16 protein-coding genes and 3 pseudogenes are annotated in these 18,723 nt (G+C 69.3%); 6 read left to right on the top strand and 13 right to left on the bottom strand.

Translation table 11 applies throughout. The annotated features are described in order from the left end of the window. Window positions 1-47: 47 nt before the first annotated feature. The 9 genes and pseudogenes from E2E34_RS08855 to E2E34_RS08815 all read right to left on the bottom strand — a co-directional run bounded on the left by E2E34_RS08855 (window position 48) and on the right by E2E34_RS08815 (window position 11,440). The gene (locus E2E34_RS08855; RefSeq protein ID WP_138901364.1) at window positions 48-1,463 is read right to left on the bottom strand and encodes a lysine N(6)-hydroxylase/L-ornithine N(5)-oxygenase family protein; all 1,416 of its coding nucleotides are present in this window, start codon (window positions 1,461-1,463) and stop codon (window positions 48-50) included. Then, on the bottom strand, window positions 1,460-3,397 hold the full coding sequence (locus E2E34_RS08850) for an IucA/IucC family protein (RefSeq protein ID WP_208765184.1): 1,938 nt from the start codon (window positions 3,395-3,397) through the stop codon (window positions 1,460-1,462). The genes E2E34_RS08855 and E2E34_RS08850 overlap by 4 nt, the downstream gene beginning before the upstream one ends. Then, the gene (locus E2E34_RS08845) at window positions 3,394-4,965 is read right to left on the bottom strand and encodes a pyridoxal phosphate-dependent decarboxylase family protein (protein ID WP_341870211.1); all 1,572 of its coding nucleotides are present in this window, start codon (window positions 4,963-4,965) and stop codon (window positions 3,394-3,396) included. The genes E2E34_RS08850 and E2E34_RS08845 overlap by 4 nt, the downstream gene beginning before the upstream one ends. A 113-nt stretch (window positions 4,966-5,078) precedes the next feature. Beyond that, window positions 5,079-6,476 (bottom strand): diaminobutyrate--2-oxoglutarate transaminase, encoded by a 1,398-nt coding sequence (locus tag E2E34_RS08840; RefSeq protein WP_138901363.1) that lies wholly within the window; start codon window positions 6,474-6,476, stop codon window positions 5,079-5,081. A 94-nt stretch (window positions 6,477-6,570) separates the two neighbouring features. Then, window positions 6,571-7,704 carry a type III PLP-dependent enzyme domain-containing protein gene (locus tag E2E34_RS08835; protein WP_208765183.1) on the bottom strand — a complete coding sequence of 378 codons (1,134 nt, stop codon included), beginning with the start codon at window positions 7,702-7,704 and terminating at the stop codon, window positions 6,571-6,573. Between the two features lie 548 nt (window positions 7,705-8,252). Beyond that, window positions 8,253-8,458: pseudogene (locus tag E2E34_RS08830) on the bottom strand (transposase); the annotation flags it as partial. Between the two features lie 273 nt (window positions 8,459-8,731). After that, a complete protein-coding gene (locus E2E34_RS08825; RefSeq protein WP_138901362.1) occupies window positions 8,732-9,028 on the bottom strand; it encodes a hypothetical protein in 297 nt (98 codons plus the stop codon). A gap of 581 nt (window positions 9,029-9,609) precedes the next feature. Next, the gene (locus E2E34_RS08820) at window positions 9,610-9,990 is read right to left on the bottom strand and encodes a hypothetical protein (RefSeq protein ID WP_138901361.1); all 381 of its coding nucleotides are present in this window, start codon (window positions 9,988-9,990) and stop codon (window positions 9,610-9,612) included. A gap of 385 nt (window positions 9,991-10,375) precedes the next feature. Next, complete coding sequence (locus tag E2E34_RS08815) at window positions 10,376-11,440, bottom strand: replication-relaxation family protein (protein WP_138901360.1); 1,065 nt, start codon at window positions 11,438-11,440, stop codon at window positions 10,376-10,378. 250 nt (window positions 11,441-11,690) lie between these two features. Between E2E34_RS08815 and E2E34_RS08810 the strand changes: the two genes are divergently transcribed. The 3 genes and pseudogenes from E2E34_RS08810 to E2E34_RS08800 all read left to right on the top strand — a co-directional run. After that, window positions 11,691-12,026 (top strand): ArsR/SmtB family transcription factor, encoded by a 336-nt coding sequence (locus E2E34_RS08810; protein ID WP_138901359.1) that lies wholly within the window; start codon window positions 11,691-11,693, stop codon window positions 12,024-12,026. Further along, window positions 12,026-12,748, top strand: a complete 723-nt coding sequence (locus tag E2E34_RS08805; RefSeq protein WP_138901358.1) for a cation efflux transmembrane domain-containing protein — start codon at window positions 12,026-12,028, stop codon at window positions 12,746-12,748. The genes E2E34_RS08810 and E2E34_RS08805 overlap by 1 nt, the downstream gene beginning before the upstream one ends. 66 nt (window positions 12,749-12,814) lie before the next feature. After that, a pseudogene (locus tag E2E34_RS08800) lies at window positions 12,815-13,150 on the top strand (Imm49 family immunity protein); the annotation flags it as partial. On the opposite strand, the pseudogene E2E34_RS36305 reads toward E2E34_RS08800, so the two are convergent. The 3 genes and pseudogenes from E2E34_RS36305 to E2E34_RS08785 all read right to left on the bottom strand — a co-directional run. Continuing rightward, window positions 13,036-13,535: pseudogene (locus E2E34_RS36305) on the bottom strand (helix-turn-helix domain-containing protein); the annotation flags it as partial. The pseudogenes E2E34_RS08800 and E2E34_RS36305 overlap by 115 nt on opposite strands. 123 nt (window positions 13,536-13,658) lie before the next feature. Then, window positions 13,659-14,177 (bottom strand): GNAT family N-acetyltransferase, encoded by a 519-nt coding sequence (locus tag E2E34_RS08790; RefSeq protein WP_244315579.1) that lies wholly within the window; start codon window positions 14,175-14,177, stop codon window positions 13,659-13,661. A 313-nt stretch (window positions 14,178-14,490) separates the two neighbouring features. Continuing rightward, on the bottom strand, window positions 14,491-14,829 hold the full coding sequence (locus tag E2E34_RS08785) for a MerR family transcriptional regulator (RefSeq protein ID WP_138901356.1): 339 nt from the start codon (window positions 14,827-14,829) through the stop codon (window positions 14,491-14,493). Between the two features lie 1,350 nt (window positions 14,830-16,179). Here E2E34_RS08785 and E2E34_RS08780 point away from each other — a divergent pair. Next, on the top strand, window positions 16,180-16,788 hold the full coding sequence (locus E2E34_RS08780) for a transposase family protein (RefSeq protein WP_138901355.1): 609 nt from the start codon (window positions 16,180-16,182) through the stop codon (window positions 16,786-16,788). Window positions 16,789-16,991: 203 nt separating this feature from the next. Beyond that, window positions 16,992-17,156, top strand: a complete 165-nt coding sequence (locus E2E34_RS35345) for a hypothetical protein (RefSeq protein WP_167518249.1) — start codon at window positions 16,992-16,994, stop codon at window positions 17,154-17,156. A gap of 164 nt (window positions 17,157-17,320) precedes the next feature. Here the strand turns inward: E2E34_RS35345 and E2E34_RS08775 are convergent, their stop codons facing one another. Beyond that, the gene (locus tag E2E34_RS08775) at window positions 17,321-17,515 is read right to left on the bottom strand and encodes a hypothetical protein (RefSeq protein ID WP_244315578.1); all 195 of its coding nucleotides are present in this window, start codon (window positions 17,513-17,515) and stop codon (window positions 17,321-17,323) included. Between the two features lie 236 nt (window positions 17,516-17,751). Between E2E34_RS08775 and E2E34_RS08770 the strand changes: the two genes are divergently transcribed. Continuing rightward, complete coding sequence (locus E2E34_RS08770) at window positions 17,752-18,339, top strand: SMI1/KNR4 family protein (protein WP_138901353.1); 588 nt, start codon at window positions 17,752-17,754, stop codon at window positions 18,337-18,339. Window positions 18,340-18,723 lie beyond the last annotated feature (384 nt).

The raw sequence follows: 18,723 nt of genomic DNA, 5'->3' as shown, positions 1-18,723 counted from the left end.
GTGGCGCGCCGCGCCACCCGATGCCGAGGCGGTCTTCTGCGCGACCGTCATCGCGGCGTACCGGATGGTGTCGCCGCAGCCACGTCCGGGACCGCCGTCGCAGGCTCGGCGGATGTCGGCGACTGGGGTGCGCCGAAGGTCGTGAACGCCTGCCGCGGGGCCACGGGCAGTACGCTGCGTCCTGCGGCGGCGTTGAGGATGGTCGCGGCGCGCCAGGCGCCGAGGGTGAGGTCGGGGGCGCCGACACCGTGTGTGTGCATCTCGGCGTTCTGCACGTAGAGCGTGCCGGAGACGCGTGGGTCGAGCGCGACCCGGTACTCCCCGTCGATCTGGTAGCGGCCCCTGTCGTCCCAGTCGACGAGGTCGCCCATCGACTCCAGGAACACCGGACGGGAAGCGGTGTAGCCGGTTGCGGAGACGACGGCGGAAGTCCGCACCTCGAAGAGAGAGTCCTGCTGCTGAGTGCGGCAGGTGAGCAGGTACCCCTCGCCGTCGGCCTGCGCCGCGACGATCTCCGCGCCAGGCTGCAGGGTGGCGCGCGGTTCGCCGCCGCCGATGGTGCGCTCGTACAGCTCGTCGTAGATCTCCCCCAGCGTCTCCTCGCTCACGCCCTTGTAGAGCTGCCACTGCTCCCGCACCAGCCGCTCGCGCGTTACCTCGGGGAGCTCGCGGAAGTAGCGGATGTAGTCCGGGGTGAAGTGCTCCAGGCCGATCTTCGAGTACTCCATCGGCGCGAAGGCCGTGGTGCGGGCCAGCCAGCGGACGTACGGGCCGCCCTGCCCGTTGCCGTCCTGGTGGCGGAGCAGGTCGAGCGCGACCTCGGCGCCGGACTGCCCCGAGCCGATGACCGTGACGTCGTCGGTGGCGGCGAGCCGGGCTCGGTGGGTGCGGTAGTCGGCGCTGTGCAGCACGCGGCCGGCGTGGGCGTCGGTCAGCAGCGGGCGCAGCGGCTCGGGGACGACGGGGTTGGTGCCCACGCCGAGCACGACCTGGCGGGCCAGGACGCGGGTCTCGGCGCCGGAGGCGGAGCGGTGTACGACGGCGAACGCGTCCGCGTTCTCGTCCCACTCCAGCGAGGTGACCTGGGCGTCGAAGCGGCAGGAGGGCAGCCGCTCGGCGACCCAGCGGCAGTAGTGGTCGTACTCACGGCGCGGAATGTGGAAGCGCTCGGAGAAGAAGAACTTGAACATCCGCTCGTGGGAGCGGAGGTAGTTCAGATACGACCACGGGCTCGTCGGGTCGGCCATCGTCACCAGGTCCGCGAGGAACGGCACCTGAAGTGTCGTTCCTTCCATCAGCAGGCCCGGATGCCAGGAGAACGCCGGCTTGGCATCCAGGAAGAGCGACCGGAAGCCGGATACCCCGTCCGCCAGCGCGGCCAGGGACAGGTTGAACGGGCCGATTCCGACGCCGACCAGATCGTAGAGGAGATTCCGGTCGTCAGAAGTCGAGAGAGCGGTCACCGCTGGGCCTCCGTGAGGGGGTTGGGGAGATCGATGTAGACGGACTGGGTGTGAACGTCGCCGACGAGTTCGTCGAGTCCGTCCACGCAGGTCAGGTAGTTGCCCTTGCAGCGCAGTACGGGTGCGTCGAGCAGGAGGTCGAGCAACCCCTTGGCGGTGGGCTCGGCCGTGCGCAGCCGCTCAAGGGCGGTGCGCAGTACGCGCAGCAGGTGGCTCTCGTCGGCCAGTCCGAGCGCGCCGAACGCTCCGACGAGGCCGAGCAGGTTGTTGATGCCGAGGTAGTACGCCACTCGCTCGTCGATGAAGGCGTCGTCGAACACGAGCTCGACGCCCTCCGTGGCTCCCGGCAGAAGCCGCTCGATTTCGGCGGCGCGGGAAGCGGCCAGATAGTAGCCCTGGCTGTCCCGGTACCAGCCCGCGCGGGGCAGTCCATGAGCGTCGAGGGCCACCAGGGTGTTCTGGTGATGCGGCTCCAGGGCAATGCCGTATTTCGCCTGAAGGCGGATCAGAGGAACGATCAGTACATCCAGATAGCGGGCCAGCCAACGCTCCGATGCCTCGGACACCGGGACACCCAGTGCACGAGCGGCGCGCTCGACCGCCTCACACAGCAAGCCACGGTGCCGCGGCGGAGTGCCGTCACCCGGCCCGGTCCGCTCGGCCAGCAGCCCCGCCACGCACAGCCCTTCGGGCGCGCCGTCGCCGCCGCCCCGGAAGGGGTTGTCACGGATCGCGGTCTCCAGGCCCGTTTCCGGACCGTCGGTGCCGACCGAAACCCAGGCGAACTCGCGCAGGATGCCGAACTCCGGATGCTCGGCACGGAGCCAGTCCCCCGGGCCCGCGGCCAGCAACTGCGTGGCCCGCACGCCGAGGCGCATCTCGCTGCGCAGGTTGTTCCGCCGGGAATTGGTGATCCGCATTCCGAGCGACAGCTTGAGCATCACCTCGGCGTCCGGACGCTGCACGGTGCGCACGGAGGACGTGGGGTACCAGTCGGGGCCGGCCGCACCGAGCGGACGGAGCAGACCGGCGTCGACGAGCGCGCCGACTTCTGGACGGGACAGCACGTCCCGGGCCTGCCAGGGATGCGCGGGCACGGCGACCATGCCGTCGGGCAAGTTCAGGCCGGTGGCGAGCGGACGCAGCAGCTCTGCGGGCGAACGGCCGTCCGCGCTCTCGCCCACGACGACGTCCGGGTGGGCGGCGAACCAGTGCAACGGGAAAGCGCCACGCAGCTCGGGCGAGTACGCCTCCAGCTCCGCCTCCGACGCCTCCTCGCGGCTCTTGGGCGCGGGATGGAACGGATGGCCCAGAAGCAGCGCCTGCTCGCTGTCGAGGAACGGCGTCAGCCCCTGCCGATGCCCGCCCTCGGCGCGCCGGTGGGCGATGTGCGTGGCGGTGCGCCGGGCGGAGTTGAGCACCCGGGCGGCGGCGTCGCCCCCGTGGTGCGGGAGCACACCGCGACCCAGTGTGGTCTGCCGGATCAGCGCCGCCGCCACCAATGCCGCGTCGGCCGGGAGGCCCTCGCTGTCGCCGTCGTCGGCTGCGCCCACGGTGGGCGCGCCGAAGCGATGCCAGCCGGTGGCCGACCGGTAGCGCACAGGCACCCGCAGGGTGAGCCGGCTGGCGGGCAGGTCGATCAGAAGTGCCTGCCCGGTCGAGGGCACGTCGGTGCCGGTCTCCCGTACGTAGGCGCGCAGCAGCGTCTCCATCGCAGCAGCGTCTCCGGCGCGGAGTGGGTCGGCGTCGTCGAGCGGGTCCGGGCCGATCGAGCGTTGCCTGTGAGACGTCGCCTCAGCGGCCCCGCCCCGCGCGCCGGGTGCGGACGGCAGTCCGTCGGAGAACGCCGGTGTGGCGCCCTCTGGACGTACGCCGGCGGGTGGGGGCCATTCGACCATGGGCGTCGCCGTACGGGCGTCGTCGGGCCGGTTCACTGGTTGTCCTCCTCGGCCTGGCCCGCTGCGGCGACTGTGTGCAGCAGTCGCTCCACCTCGGCCGGGGTGGTGTGCGGGTTGAGCAGCGTCAGCTTCAGTCGGACCCGGCCCGGCCCTTCACCCGGGAGCTCGGTGCGACCGACGACCGCCCGGCCCTCGCGCAGCAGCCTGCGCCGCAGCGCCGCGTTCACTCTGTCGGTGTACGCGGGGTCAGCGCCCTCGGGCACGTAGCGGAAGAGAAACGCTGTCAGGATGGGATCGGCGTGCAACTCCAGCCGGGGATGCGCACGTACGGCCTCCGCACCGCCACGCGCCAGGGCGTGGCAGGCATCCACGAGTCGGCCCAGGCCATCGCGGCCCAAGGTGCGCAGCGTGACGGCGATCTTGAAGGCGTCGGCGCGGCGCGTGGTGCGCAGCGAGAGGCCGAGGAGGCTGGGGTAGCCCGCCTCCTCGTCGTCCTGCGGGTTGAGGTACACGGCCCGTCGTGCGAGGGAGGCGTAGGTTTCCGCCCGCCGGACCAGGAAGATGCCCGCGGCGACCGGCTGCCAGCCCAGCTTGTGCCAGTCCAGGGATACGGAGTCGGCCCGCGCGATACCGCCGACCAGCGGCGCCAGCTCGTCGGACAGCAGTGCGCCGCCGCCGTAGGCGGCGTCCACGTGCAGCCAGGCGCCGTACTCGGCGGCCAGCGCCGCGCAGGTGCGCAGCGGGTCGACCGCACCGGTGTCGGTGGTGCCGGCAGTGGCGACGACGGCCACCGGCAGCTCACCGCGCGCGACGCAGTCGCGGAGAGCCGACGCCAGCGCCTCGGGCTTCATCCGTAGCTCGCGGTCGACCGGTACGGGGACGACCGCGTCCTCCCCGAGACCCAGCAGAGCGGCCGAGCGCTGAACCGAGAAGTGCGCGGCGGCGGAGGCGAAGATCCGCGGACGCGGCCCGGTGCCCGGTACTCCGCTCAGCTCGATCTGGCGCTCGGTCACGCGGCCCAGTACCCGGTCACGGGCCAGCATCAGACCCATGAGGTTGGACTCGGTGCCGCCCGAGGTGAGCACTCCGGCCGCCTCCACCGGGTCGTACCCGACGAGCTGCGCCAACTCCTGGAGCAGCAGGGTCTCCACAGCGGTGGCGGCGGGCGCCTGGTCCCAGGAGTCCTGGGAGGGGTTGAGCGCGGCGACCGCGAGATCGGCGGCGACGGCGACGGCCAGCGGCGGACAATGGAGATGCGCGGCGCAGGACGGGTCGGCGGGGTCGGCGCTGCCGTACGCCAGGAGTTCGGTCAGCCGGTGCAGGGCGTCGTCGCCGTCCGCCGCGGCGAAGACCCGCGCGACCTCCGCTGCCAGTTCCTCGGGAGTTCCGGAGGGAACGGGCCCGCCGCGCCGCACGGCACCCTTGGCCAGGGCCTCCAGCACGGCCTGCAACAGCGGCTCCAGTGCGCCAGGGCCTTTCGCGCCTCCGGACAGGGCGGTGTTCTGGACTTGGCTGCCCGACGGTACGGCGTCGCGGAGCAGCTCGGCCACGGCCTCGCCGAGAGGGCTGGTACCCGCCGAGGGGGGTTCAGGGGCGAGGCTCAAGCCGCCGCGTGTACGAACGCCGTCCATCGGCCCTGGCCCGGTCTCCGTGACGTGCGGCTTCAGGGCTACGTCGAGTCCACTGGTGGCCGTTTCCCGGCCACGTATCTCGCCCGTCATGCGCGCACGCCCGGAACCTGAGGGGCCGTCACCGTGGCGATGGCGTCGGTCAGCCGGTCCAGCACCGCTTCGACCTGCTCGTCGGTGATGATCAGAGGTGGCAGCAGCCTGACCGTCGAGTCGTAGCGACCTCCCAACTCCACGATCAGGCCGCGCTCCAGGCATGCGGCGCGCACCTGCGCGGCCACCCGCGGGGCGGCCGGCCGGGCGCCGCAGGAGTCAGGCTCGGCCCCGGGGTCGACCAGCTCGACACCGATCATCAGACCCCGCCCGCGCACGTCACCGATCGCGGGGAGTCCTGCCCGCAGCCCTTCGAGCCGCGCCGTCATCCGGGCGCCGACAGCGGCCGCCCGCTCTGCCAGGCCCTCCTTGGCGACGTACCGCAGGGTCGCCGTGCCGGTCGCCATGGCAAGGGTGTTGCCGCGGAAGGTGCCGGTGTGGGCGCCGGGCAGCCAGCCGTCGTAGTCCTCGTGATAGACGAGTACCGCCAGCGGCAGGCTTCCGCCGATCGCCTTGGACATCACCATCGCGTCCGGCACGATTCCGCTGTGCTCCACGGCCCAGAAGGCGCCCGTGCGCCCGACGCCGGTCTGTACCTCGTCGACGATCAGCGGGATGTCGCGCTCCGCGGTGATGCGACGCATGTCGCGCAGCCAGGCATCCGGGGCCGGTACGGCGCCGCCCTCCCCCTGTACGGCTTCGAGGATCATCGCGGCGGGCGGGACAACCCCGCCGTTCGGGTCGTCCAGCAGGCGCTCGGTGTACACAGCGGACAGCCGCGCACCGCGCTCCCCCCCGACCCCGAACGGGCAGCGGTAGGGGTACGGGTAGGGCAGCCGGGTCACGTCTGCGGCGATCCCCGGCACCGGCTGCTTGGTGGTGACACCGCCGGAAGCGGCCAGGGCACCCGCCGTCATCCCGTGGTACGCGCCGGTGAAGGCGAGCAGCCCCCGCCGCCCTGTGGCGGTCTGCATCAGCTTGAACGCGGCTTCCACCGCGTCGGTCCCTGCGGGCCCGCAGAAGTGGATGCGGGCCTTGTCCGCGAAGCCGCTGGGCAGCGTGGCGAACAGCGCGTCGGTGAACTCGTCTTTCTCCGGGGTGGCCAGGTCAAGGACATGCAGCGGCGCCCCACTGCTGATGGTCCGCTGAATGGCCTCCAGCACGACCGGGTGGTTGTGGCCGAGTGCCAGGGTGCCGGCTCCGGAGAGGCAGTCGAGGTAGCGGCGGCCGTCGGTGCCCTCGACCGTCATGCCCTGGGCGCGGGCCGGAACGATCGGGAACGACCGGGCGTACGTGCGGGCCGAGGACTCCCGCGTGCGCTGGCGCTCCAGGATGGCGTCGGCCTGAGCTGCGGTGCGTTCGGCATCGGTTCGTTCGGCGGGATGCACGGTCATGATGTACGGCTCCAGTGGGGAGGAGGGCAAGGAAGCGAGAGCGGGTGGCGGCGAGGGTCCGAGGGCCGTGTTGGCCTGAGCGGATTGCCGTGCCTCAGAGCAGATGGCGCTCGGCGACGGGGTGGCCGAGGAAGCTGTGCATGGCGAACTCCCAGCCGTAGGATCCCGCGTACGGGAAGACCACCAGGTCACCGGCGCGTACCCGGTCCACCAGGACATCGCGCAGCAGGGTGTCCTCCGGAGTGCAGAGCTCTCCGACGACCGTCACGCGCGTCTCTTCGGCGCCAGGGCGGGGACATTCCTCGGGCCAGTCCTCCATGGGCATCACCGCCATGTTGTGGACGATGTCCCAGGATGTCGGGAGCTGGAAGTGGTTGATGCCGCCGCGCAGCACCACGAACGCCTCGCCGTACGAGTGCTTCACGTCCGTCACCTCAGCCGCGTACCAGCCGCAATCGGCGACCAGGAAACGGCCGGGTTCCAGCACGACCTTCACGCCGGCCGGGACCTCGACAGCCGCGGCCAGTTCGCCGAAGCGGGCGACGTCGAAGGGCTTCTCGCCCTCGAAGGCGACGCCGATGCCGCCGCCGATGTCGATATGGCGCAGGTCGATCCCGTTGTCCCGGGCGGTCCTCACGCTCCACTCCACGCACCAGCGCAGATACGCGGCATGAGCCTCGGCGTCCAAGTTGTTGGACGCGGCGTGGATGTGAAAGCCAATCAGGTCCAGGCCGGGCAGCCGTAGGGCCTCGCGGAGCACGCCGGGCACGTCGGGTTCGGCCACCCCGAACTGGGAGGGGACGCCTCCCATGTGGAGCGACCCGGTGACGGGGATGGTCGCGGGATTGACGCGGAGCGCCACTCGGGCGCGGAGACCTTCACCGACGGCTATCCGGCTGATCCGGTGCAGTTCGAGCAAACTCTCGGCGTTGATCGCCTCGGCTCCGGCCAGGACCAGGGCGGTGAGGACGGGGACCGATTTCGCAGGACCGGCGGCGACCACCGGGGCTGGAATGTCTCGGGCCGCCGGTTTGGCCGATACCGCGAGCTCGAGCTCCGCGCAGGAAGCGACCTCGAAGCCGTCGACGTGCGGTGCCAGCGCCTGGACGATGCCTGGGAAGGAGTTCGCCTTCACGGCGTAGTAGACGGCTGCCCACTCCGGAAGCGCCCTGCGCAACTCACGCGCACGCTCGGCGGCGACAGCACCGTCGTAAACGTAGGCGGACACCGGGACTTGGGTCTGCGCCAACTCCAGCAGACGGTGACGGACCGCCACGGGGAGCACGTCCACGGGATAGGCGGATCGCGGGGCGGCGGACGGCGGCAACTCAACGGACACGGCTCTGCCTCGGGTCGGGGTCGGCAACGGAGTCGAAGTAGCGCGTAGGTGAATGGAGCGGGGCCACACACGGTTGCGGTCGCGCGGTCATCACGTAGGGCCGCCATTCGCGATGCGGCTCCGTGCTCCGACGCGTCTGAAACGTGCGTCGGTGGCTGTAGCCGTTGAGCTGTGTGCTGTTCGAACGAGACACGGCTCCCCCAGAAAATGACCGCTGGGGCACGCTCCGTACCCCACTTAGGCCAGCCTAACCTAATGGTTTACGGGATGGTTTCCAAGTGCACGCCGTCCATGGCGTCCTTCAGCCCATTGTCGGGACGGCCACAGCGGCAAGGGACTTGGGGACTGAGTGACGCGAGAGGGACTGCGCGGTCCACCGTCGAGGGCATCGCCCCTCCGGCTCTCCAGAGAGCCGGGGACAGGGCTAGAACGATGCCCTATGGTGCGAGTCGGGCAAGTCGGTCGTGGCAGCAGAGGGCGGCGGCGAGTCCGAGAAAAGTCTGCGGGCGGGGCGTTCGTAGCGGTGGTTGAGTCGGCGGTATCCGGTCAGCCAGGACATGGTCCGCTCGATGACCCATCTGCGGCACCCCAGTCGGTCGCTGGACTCGATGTCCTTGCGGGCCGTCCGAACGTTGCGCCGACGTGAGAGACGTGCAGGTCAGGCCGGGCATGGCGATCCCACCAGGAGGCTGTCGGACGCCCGGAGCCTCGCAGCCGTTGAACGGCGAGGCCGCACTCCGGACTGCCGGGGAGGCGGCTCCCCCTCGCCCCTGGCCGCGCGAGCGGCCAGCTCACCAGCTGCACTCTCCCGACCTGTTCGCCGCGGCCAAGCAACTGCTGTACGGCCTGGTCCTCGACGGTGAGCTGCTCGTGTGGTCCGGTGGCCAGTGCTCGTGCAGGTGGCGCGCCGTGGCCCTCAGTTGATGCCCGACTCACTCCAGTCAGTGCCATTGAGCAGCCAGATCCAGAACAGGCAGGTTGCGACTGAGCAGCCCAAACCGAGAAGGGCACGGTTCCTGCCGATGTGGTGCCTGCGGGTTATCCATACGTCCCTGAGGCCGAGCAGGACGCCCACGGCACCGGCATAAGGCGCGAGGGCGATCGTCAGACAGCAGCCCACGCCAGCGATCGAGAACAGGCCAAGCCAGAAGGACGCGCTGACACCGCTGGCCGGTGGTTCTACCACCCTGTACGGCGGGTCTACTTCACTCATGGCCACCTTCACTGGACGCGGATCCACACCCATAGTTGAACACGTTCAACTATGGGGATGAGTTTAGCCTGCCACGTATACGCGAAGGGCACCTCGCCTTGGAGGCAAGCTTTGAAGGTGACGGCGAAAGAGATGAGGGTGGCCGCGAGGAAGCCCAGGTCGGCGAACCGGCTGGAGTCGTCCAAGCCGGCTGAGAAGCAGACCGGCGCGAATGTGAGTTTCGCCCCGCTCTGGGGCGAGCAGGAGCTGCCGAGCCGGGGTCCGAAGCCCTCGCTCACCGCGCGCCGGATCGCCGAGGCGGCCATCGGGATCGCCGACAAGGATGGTCGGCGGTGGCTTTGTTCATCAGAACGGACAGCAGATGTTCACGGCTTGGGAGGCACGAGAGCCCACCGAGAATTCGAACGCTGCTTGAGCTTCGACCCGAGAGGCGGCTGCCGGGGTCCGGCAGGCGCCGTGCGGCGGCCTACCTGCCGGCACCCGTCCGAACGTCGCCACGGCGTTCCCTGCGTTTTCGTGTGTGCGGCGCCAGCTGCGTCAGCGCCGCACAGGCGGCCTTGACGTACTCAGTGGTCGCCCGCTTACGGGCGCACGGGGCGTGGCAGTGGCTGACGCCAGTCGCCCAGCGCCGTGAGGAGAAAATGGCGGGCGAGAGCACGGATGTCGTCCCACGCCGGATCTGTGGCCAGGGTGTTGGCCCAGAGGCCGACGCGGCAGACGGCATCGATTTCGCCTAGGCGACGGCTGATGGCCCGAAGACCGCGCAGACCCTCGGTCTCGAAAGCCCCGCGGTCCGCGAGTCCTTCGCAGACGCGGCAGAGGAGCTCCACCTCTTCAACGACGTCCTTCGTCTCCAGCTCGCGCCCGCCCAGCCAGGCAAGCTGTTCACGGGTGTCGGCTGCGAGAAGGGCCATAAAGCGCAACGTCCAGGTGCGCAGGTGCGCGTCGCCGAGATGGTTCATACATGCAGGATCGCACTCAGCTCCCACAACCTTGTTCGATGGCCGGAAGGACGGCAATGGTCCGCGGAGGTTGAGGCGCGAGTACTGCTGCCGCAGTCGAACGGCGCCGGACAGCGGTGCCTCCCGAAGTCGTGAACCTCTGCTGTCCGTTCTCATGAACAAAGCCGCCCCCGATTGGTCAACGAGCACGTCAGCGACGTGACCGACCCGTGCGACTCCCGAACGAGCCGGTGACCGGTCATCGGCGGGCCACGGTGTCGCCGGGAAGCCGGGGCCGACCGTGGCCGATGTCCCCTCCCGACCCGCTCCGGCGGGGGTGGTCAAGCCGGTGCACGAGGCGGCTTGCCCTGGCTCCCTTTGGGCTTGCCCAGCACCCGTGTGGCGGTCAGCGGCCGACGGCTTCGGAGTAGCGGTCGCGACGTCGGTGCGGGTCGTCGACGCCGATCTCGTACCAGGGCTCACCTCGCTGAAGCCGGGGCAGGGTGTTCGCCCACACCGCGATGGTGATGCCCTGGACGTCGGCGGTGAGCGCCTGGAGGCGGTTGTCGAGAAGGTGTTCCGCCCTGCCGGCCAGGACGACGTGCAGCCGCGGGAAAGTCTTGGAGCGGGTGTAGCGGTGACGCTGCCCGAACGGGTACGTCCCGCCGATGGTGCCGCGGGCGCCTTCCCAGACGCGGTGCCCGGCGTAGCGCTCGTAGTCCCAGACCTCCTTGGCGAGGCGGGCCTGGGACGTGGTGCCGTAGCCGAGTTCGAAGAGGCGGACCTCGCTGGTTTTGGTCGGCAGGGCGAGGACGGCGTCGGTGTTGAAGCTGAGGCCGGTCTCCCTGATGGCGTGGTTCACCTCCACCTGCCAGTCGGTCAGGCACTCACGGCTCCCGGACAGGACCGTGTCGGTGTAGGCGAGGATCATGTCCGTCACCGCGACAGCGTGAGGGGCGAAGCCGGCTCGAACGACCTTCGCTCCGGTGCCGGCCTTCGGGCGGGGTGGCAGTTCACTGCCTTCGGCCAGAGCCTTCTGCCCTGCCACAGTCAGGTTCCAAATCTGGTGCTTGTCGTTCTTGCCGTTCGTCTCCGCCAGCCCGAGCTCCGCCAATTCCTTCATCGCCCTGCGCACGTACGATCGGCCATCCGCCTCCTCCTTTGTGATCACCTGAGCCATCTGCCGAACCGTCGCTATCCGCACGCACCCCAGCAACCGCAGCACATCGGCACGTACCTTCCCGGCCGTTGGAGTGGACCTCTTCCCCTTCGCTGATGCCTCAAAGGGAAGGAGAGAGGTGTCAGCGTGCCGGGAGACACCCTGGCGGGCGATCTGAGCTGCGGCGATAGGGCCGACGTTGGAATTGTTCGCAGCACTGGATTCCGGGCCGTCCAAGGGCTGTTCAGTACCCCTTGTCCAGGTCGAGCGCGTCTCGGGCTCGGGCTGCCGGGCGCTGCTGGTGTACGTCATGACGGAGCTCCTCACGCAGGTGGCGCGGGGGACCGGATGGAATCCCCCGTCACTTGCTAGAGGTGTGGCGAAAGTCGACGGCGTGACACTCCACTGAGCGCCGTTACCGACCCGTGAGCATCAGGCAGGCTCGGCTGTCCTGTGACAGGGAATCTGGACCGATTGCCATCGAAGTTGGATCGCTGTGAAGGTGCAGAGGGCCAACAGTTCAGGCTTCCGTGAATTCAGTGATCCGTGTACTTTCGTGGGTGTGCTGACTCTCGCTGCTGACATCGAGGTGCTGGCGCGGTTCGGCCGCGCCCTCGCCGACCCGATCCGCTGCCGGATTCTCCTCGCCCTGCGCGCGGCGCCGGCCCACCCCGCCGACCTGGCCGACGCCCTGGAGATCTCCCGGACCCGACTGTCGAACCACCTGGCGTGCCTGCGCGACTGCGGCCTTGTCGTCGCGGTGCCGGTGGGCCGGCGTACCCGCTACGAGCTCGCCGACGAACGCCTCGGTCACGCGCTGGACGACCTGCGCACCGCCGTGGTCGCCGTCGAAGCCGACAAGACGTGTGCGGACGCGGACCAGAAGGGCTGCTGCTGATGACCGCCGAGATATCCATCGGCATAGGCCCCTCCCCGGCCCGCCGCGACGTCCTCGCCAGGCTAATACGGCTGCTGGCCGCGGCCACCATCACCTACAACGTCATCGAGGCGGTCGCCGCGATCACCGCCGGGACGATCGCCTCCTCCACCGCCCTGATCGGCTTCGGCCTCGACTCGATCATCGAAGTCTCCTCCGCCGCCGCAGTCGCCTGGCAGTTCTCCGCCTCTGACCACGCCACCCGAGAGGCGCGGGAGAAGCGGACGCTGCGGATCATCGCGGTGTCGTTCTTCGCACTCGCGGCGTTCGTCAGCATCGACGCTGTCCGCGCGCTCACTGGCACTGGCGAGGCTGAACGCTCCGCTCCTGGCATCGTCATCGCCACCCTCTCCCTCGCGGTGATGCCGTTCCTGTCCGCCGCCCAGCGCCGGGCCGGACGCGAACTCGGCTCCGCCAGCGCGGTCGCCGACTCCAAGCAGACCCTGTTGTGCACCTACCTGTCCGCCGTGCTGCTCGTCGGCCTGGTCCTCAACGCGACCCTCGGCTGGTCCTGGGCCGACCCCATCGCCGCCCTCGTCATCGCCGCCATCGCCATCAAGGAAGGCCGCGACGCCTGGCAGGGCAAGGGCTGCTGCGCGGCCCCGACCGCAACGGTGTCGCCTGCGAGTGCCGAGCAGAGCGACACCTGTGGGTGCCGCCCCGACTGCGACTGCTGCGGCTAAACCGCACCCACCGAACACAGCGGGCCCCGGCGAGCACAATGTCGGGACGCCCCTGGCACCGCCGCGCGCGTCCTCCTCGACGACGATCAGGCCGCCTTCGAGCAGGCGCTCGCCACCCGGCTTGTCGAACACCGGGAGTCCGCGGGGTCCGATCCCGCGCCGCGCACGCTGCTGCCGCTCGACACCCTCGCCCTGGCCGCCCTCGCGGTCCAGACCCACGGCTGGGAGCTGAAGGTCCGCTCCGGTTACCTGCCGCCCGCGCTGCTCGGCTCGCCGGACGCGCTGCACTGCTTCTTCTTGCCGGAGACGAAGGCCCGCCGTCCGGGCCTGCCTGCCTTCGGACGGCGAACCTGGGTCTCGGCGCCATCGATCCTCAACCGAATCCCCACCGCCTCGGCGTAGGCGAACACGTCCGCCAGGGTCCGAAGTCGCACGCCGGAGTGGTCGGGGACTGCGAAGCCGCGCACGGCCAGCAACGGGCGGATCTCCCCGATGGCGCGGGAGATCGTGGAGCGGGCGATGCCGTACAGCTCGGCGAGCGCGGCGTGCGGGAGCCCAGTGCGTAGATGGACCAGGGTGACGAGCAGGCGGTCGGTGAAGACCAGGTCGTGCTTCGGGCCGGCACCGGCCTCCCGCTGCCGCTCGGCACCACGCGCTCACGAAGCTCCGACTCGCACCGGGCGAGCCACAGATCCGCCAACTCTTCGATCAAGGAGCCGAGATGTGCACGCGAGACGCCGCAGAAGGCAGGATGGGGCAAGGCCGCACGGGCCCACTTCTTGGTCACACTCGAAGAACCCGCGCGGCCACTGCCACGTGACGGCTGCCTGCCGATGATCAATGGTGTGGCCCGAGCTGGGAACTTCCCTGCAGAGGAGCAAACGCGGCTGGCCAAGCACCGGACCGAGCATCAGGGCCTCAGCAGTCCGCCCACCCACCAGTCGTGCGGCTTGCCATCGTTGGCGATGCCGCGATTGCGTAGTGTCCCTTCGACGGTGAAGCCGAGTTTTTCGGCGACGGCACGCGAGCCGGTGTTCCCGGCCATGGCCCACCACTCGATGCGGTGGACGTCAAGGGTGTCCCAGCCCCAGTCGCACAGGGCCCGAGCGGCCTCCACCGAGTACCCGCGGCCGCGCTGTTCCTTGACCGCCCAGTAACCGAGCTCCCAGACGCCGCGGCTGATGAGGGTCAGGCAGTACGAGCCGACCAGGGCGCCGGTGTCCTTGCGGAACGCGCCGAGGGTGTAGTCCCTGTCCTCGGCCCACTGAGCGGGCAGCTTCTCGCCGACGAGCTTCTCCGCGTCCGCACGCCGGTACGGCACCGGCACGGGGGTGTAGAACTGGATGTCCTCATCCTGGCAGGCTTCGTACACCGAATCCACGTCGGCAGGTGTGAAGGCCCGCAGCACCAGACGGTCGGTCTCAAGCATCACTGGATCCATCGCGGCATTATGACCACCATTAACAAGCGGCGACCATCGAATATCCCGACCGAGCACTGCCCCTCACAACACCCCCGGGCTGGTCAACGGTCGTCACACACCCCAAATCAGCTGCCACCGAGACGGAGCTACTCCCACCATCAATCGCGGACCGAGGCGTGGGCAACGGGGACTTCCGAACCACGACAGTCGCCACGGGCGGTCCACGTCCGCACATGCTGTCAGCATCGGAAATGAGTGCACGTCATGTCTTGGACCGAGTGCGCGCAGGCCCGCCGAGGGCCAGCAGCCGCGCCCTGGCTCAAGCTGCGGCCGTTGGGTTCGCTGATGCGGCGGCGCGGCGGTATTCGGCGTTGGTGCGCTGGGCTTCCTCGAGCTGGTCTTCGAGGATGACGATCCGGCAGGCGGCCTCGATGGGGGTGCCCTGGTCGACGAGTTCGCGGGCGCGGGCGGCGATGCGCAGCTGGTAGCGGGAGTAGCGGCGGTGTCCGCCGGCGGAGCGGAGCGGGGTGATGAGGCGGTGTTCTCCGATGGCGCGGAGGAAGCCCTGGGTGGTGCCGAGCATGTCGGCGGCCCGGCCCATGGTGTAGGCGGGATAGTCGTCGTCATCAAGGCGGCCGTAGGTGTCGTCTGCGGTCATCGCACCTCTCTGTGGAACGCGTGGAGGGGCCCGGGTGCCGTACTGGCACCCGGGCCCCGAAGGAACTGCTACACCATCTGCCGGCCCTGATGCTGCGCCGGCCTTCTGTTTCCGCAGACCTGACCTGGTTGCTGTCGGGGGTGCGGGGATCGCGGTTGCTTGACCGGAGACCACCTCACTATCGATGTCCTGCGGTACCCGGGCTCAAGACGTTCGCCCGGGCGATCCTGATGGTGCCTGGTTCCTCCGTTCTTCCTCTGGATTACTCACTTACCAAGTGGGAACTGCCTACTGCTGATACTGCGAACTGCTTGTACTGCTGGTGGCCTCTCACAGCGCCACTTCGGCAGCCAGCCCCGTCGCCCGTCCTGCGTCTGCTCTGGCTTAGAACCCCACTGCCGAACCTCCCGATGCGCGCGCCCGCAGCCGACGCCTTCACCGAGGTACCGCTCACCAACTTCACTGCGGGGTACAGCCAACTGCACTTACTACGGGTACTGCCACTGCGGTACTGCTCACGGCCGCCCCTGATCACTGCGGGCCGCCCGGTCCGGTCACCAGTCCCGTCGCCGTCCTGCAACAACCCTGGCTTCGACACTCCGTCACCGCACCGTCCTGCGCACTGCAACTACCTGTACTGCGGGTACTACTGCCCGGCAGTTCATCTCTGCCAGGCCCTGCTGTCTCTCTGAGCTACGAGAGAAACCATAACCACACCACCACTCAATGTCTACTCCCATCGACACAGATTTCCGCGTGTTCAACGATCAGGTAATCGACCTCGAACAGCGACACGGGCAGGCGCCAGGGCGACCAACGCCGGGTTGCTCATCACAGGCCGGGGCAGCAGCACTACGCAGGCACGACCGGGCACTGACGATTCGGTCGTCCAAGCCGGGTTCGCGGCGACGGCCGCGCAGGGCGCGGGCGCGCCGACGGCTGACCCGGGCAGGGTGACGCGCTTGCCGCACGCCCCGGGGTGCACCATTCCTGTCCGTCCGTCGCAGCGTTGGCCGCCCAGCCGAGCCGCAGGCGCCATGTAGCAGCCCCTCCGCCATACCCCAAGCACCCGAGTGCCGGTCTCGACGCCAGGAGCATCCCGAGTCTGCCCTGGCAGGAACCGCAGCGACTCCAAAACTCGTGCACATCAGCGTGGATCAGGGCGCCTCCCAAACCCGGGTTCTGGCTCACTTTCCGTGGAACACGCACGTTGAGTGACGGGGCTCGGGCGAGTCGGCCTTGGGGAAGTTGCCCGGTATTGGCCCGTACCGGGTGCGGTGTGGCCGACAGTGCGGCTCGTGGAAGAAGTGGTGCTCCGGCTGGAGGAGTCGCTGTTCCCGTCGATCGCCGATGTCGCGGTGCGATCGATGTGAACCACGAGGCGGTACACATAGAAGCCCAAAGCACGGTGATCGGGGCGTCTGCCCCGACTGTGGGGGCTGGTCACGGCGGATGCACAGCTCCTACCTGCGCTTTCCCGCCGATGTGCCCAGCGGAGGCAGGCGGGTCGCACTCTGTTTACGCGTCCGCAGATTCCTCTGCCCGGTCATCTCGTGCGGACAGCTGACCTTCGCGGGACAGCTGTCAGGGTTGACCCGTCGTTACGGCAGGCGGACCGAGCGCCTGCCGTCGACCTTGGCCGCGGTCGGCCTCGCGCTCGCCGGCCAGGCCGGTGCCCAGCTGGACAGAGTCTTCGGAGTGCCCGTCAGCCGCAGCACGGTGCTACGGCTGGTCGAGGCCTTGCCCGACCAGCAGGTTCCGGCCCTCTACTGGTCGATGTCGAAAGCCGGCGGCCGGTGGACCTGCTGCCCGACCGGGAGGCATCCAGCCTGGCCGCCTGGCTCGCGAAACGGCCAGGGATTGAGGTGGGCTGCCGCTATCGCGCACCGTCCTTCGCCGAAGGCGCCACCGTCGGGGCACACCAGGCGGTGCAGGTGGCGTGACAGGTGGCATCTCTAGCACAACCTGAGCGAGGCCGCCGAGCGATGCGTCGCCGACCACCGGAGCTGCCTGCGGGTTGGCCCCCAATCCTGCCCAGCCAGCCCCCGACCCAGACAAGGTCCAGGACCGACCGGCTCGCCCTGGCCCACCGGTCACCGCTTCGCAGACCGCACCCGCGCCAAGCACGCAACCCGCCGGGCCCTGACGCCTCGGCGGTGTCGGTGTGGACCTACCGAGGCCTCGTCCACGAACTACTGGCCTCCGGGCACAGCCGGAGGGCGATCGGCCGCCAGCTCCACATGACATCCCGCACCGTGAAGCTCTTCGCCGACGCAGCCACACCGGAGGACCTCTTCCACGGGCAGTGGCAGGGGTGGTCGTCGTAGCTCGACGCGTTCAAACCCTATCTGGATGACCGCTGGAACCAGGGCTGCACAAACGCCTGGACAGCGTGGGAGGGAATTACGCCGCTGGGGCAGCTACCAGCGCGTTCCGCCTACTTCCGGGAGAAGCGGCTCTCTCCCGGCCCCCCGTAACAGCTCGGCCGCCGTCACCCCGCGTCGTCGCCGGATGGATCTTCCGCCGGCCCGAGTCCCTGACGGAGACCGACCGCCTTCGGCTCAAAGCCGTCCTGGTCCTCTGCCCCGAACTCGATGCCTTCACCGGTCACGTCCGGTCCTTCGGCCAGATGCTCACCAAGCGCCAGGGCGAACGACTGCCGCAGTGGCTCGACGCCGTCCGGCAAGATGACCTCCCCGCCTCCACACCCTCGCCGCAGGCATCGACCGTGATCTCGATGCCGTCATCGCCAGCCTCACCCTGCCCTGGCACTCCTGCGCCGTCCAAGGACACGTCAACCGGATCAAGATGCTCAAACGCCAGATGTTCGACCGGGCCGGCTTCGCTCTGCTGCGGAAGAGGGTTCTCGGGGCCAACTGACGTCGGCCACCCATAGGGTGACGGGGATGAGAGAAGAGCACGATGGATCCCCGCATACCCCGCATGCGTCGCAAGCTGGCCGCGATCCCGTTCCAGCCCCTGCGCAGCCATTCCTTCGGGGAAGAGCAACACAAGTTCATCCTCGGTCCGAAGCTGGCGGAAGCACGCATCGCTGCATTTGAGGTTGAACACGACATCGTCCTGCCCGACGCCTATCGACAGTTCCTCACGCACATCGGCGGCTCAGGCGCGGCGCCGTTCTACGGCCTCATGCCGTTGGAACGGTGTTCCCTGATGGTCATGAATCCGCGCGCAGAACCGGGGACACCCCGCGGCTTCGACGGCACAGACCCCAGGGCCGACGGACGCGATCTCTTCCTCCACGTCATCGAGATGGGCTGCACTGACGTATGCGTCATCGCGGTGACCGGTCCCCTCACTGGCCGCGTCCTCACTGGTAACGGCGACGGGTTTTGGGGTCCCAACGTCTCCTCCGCCACCGACTTCTTCGACTGGTACGAACGCTGGCTCAACCACATGAGCGCCGGACGCGACAACCGGGCCCTGGAACTCACCTCACCTCGACTTCGTGCCCATCCAGACCGTCATCGCATGGCCCCGAATATCTGACTCTCCGTAATCACTCCACGGAATGTGAGCCAGAACCTAAACCCGTGAACAACTGACTCCGCGACCCATGAATAAAGCCATCCGGCCCAGGTCTCGCGTGAGGGCGAAGTCTGGGATTGCCACCGTCCGCTGTCGAGTCGAACTGGGCTCAGCCGAGACCACGATGGGCGGCCCACAACGCCCCGGCACGGCTGGCAGCATCGGAGACCAGGGCCGCCAGCTCGGGTTTCTCAAGTGGTGAACACCCCGCACCCCACAACGCCGAACCCGAACAGCGCACCAGCAGTCGGCACGGGCGACAGCGACACAGCCGAACCGTCCTGGCCGCTGACCACCTGGCAGGGCTGGCCAGGCTGGCACCAGTCCGCCACCACCGGCCCACCC

Origin of the sequence: Streptomyces albidochromogenes, from assembly GCF_005981925.1 — a bacterium.
GTDB lineage: Bacteria > Actinomycetota > Actinomycetes > Streptomycetales > Streptomycetaceae > Streptomyces > Streptomyces albidochromogenes.
Note: the sequence above shows the minus strand (reverse complement) of the source record. Positions and strands in the feature narration are given on the sequence as shown.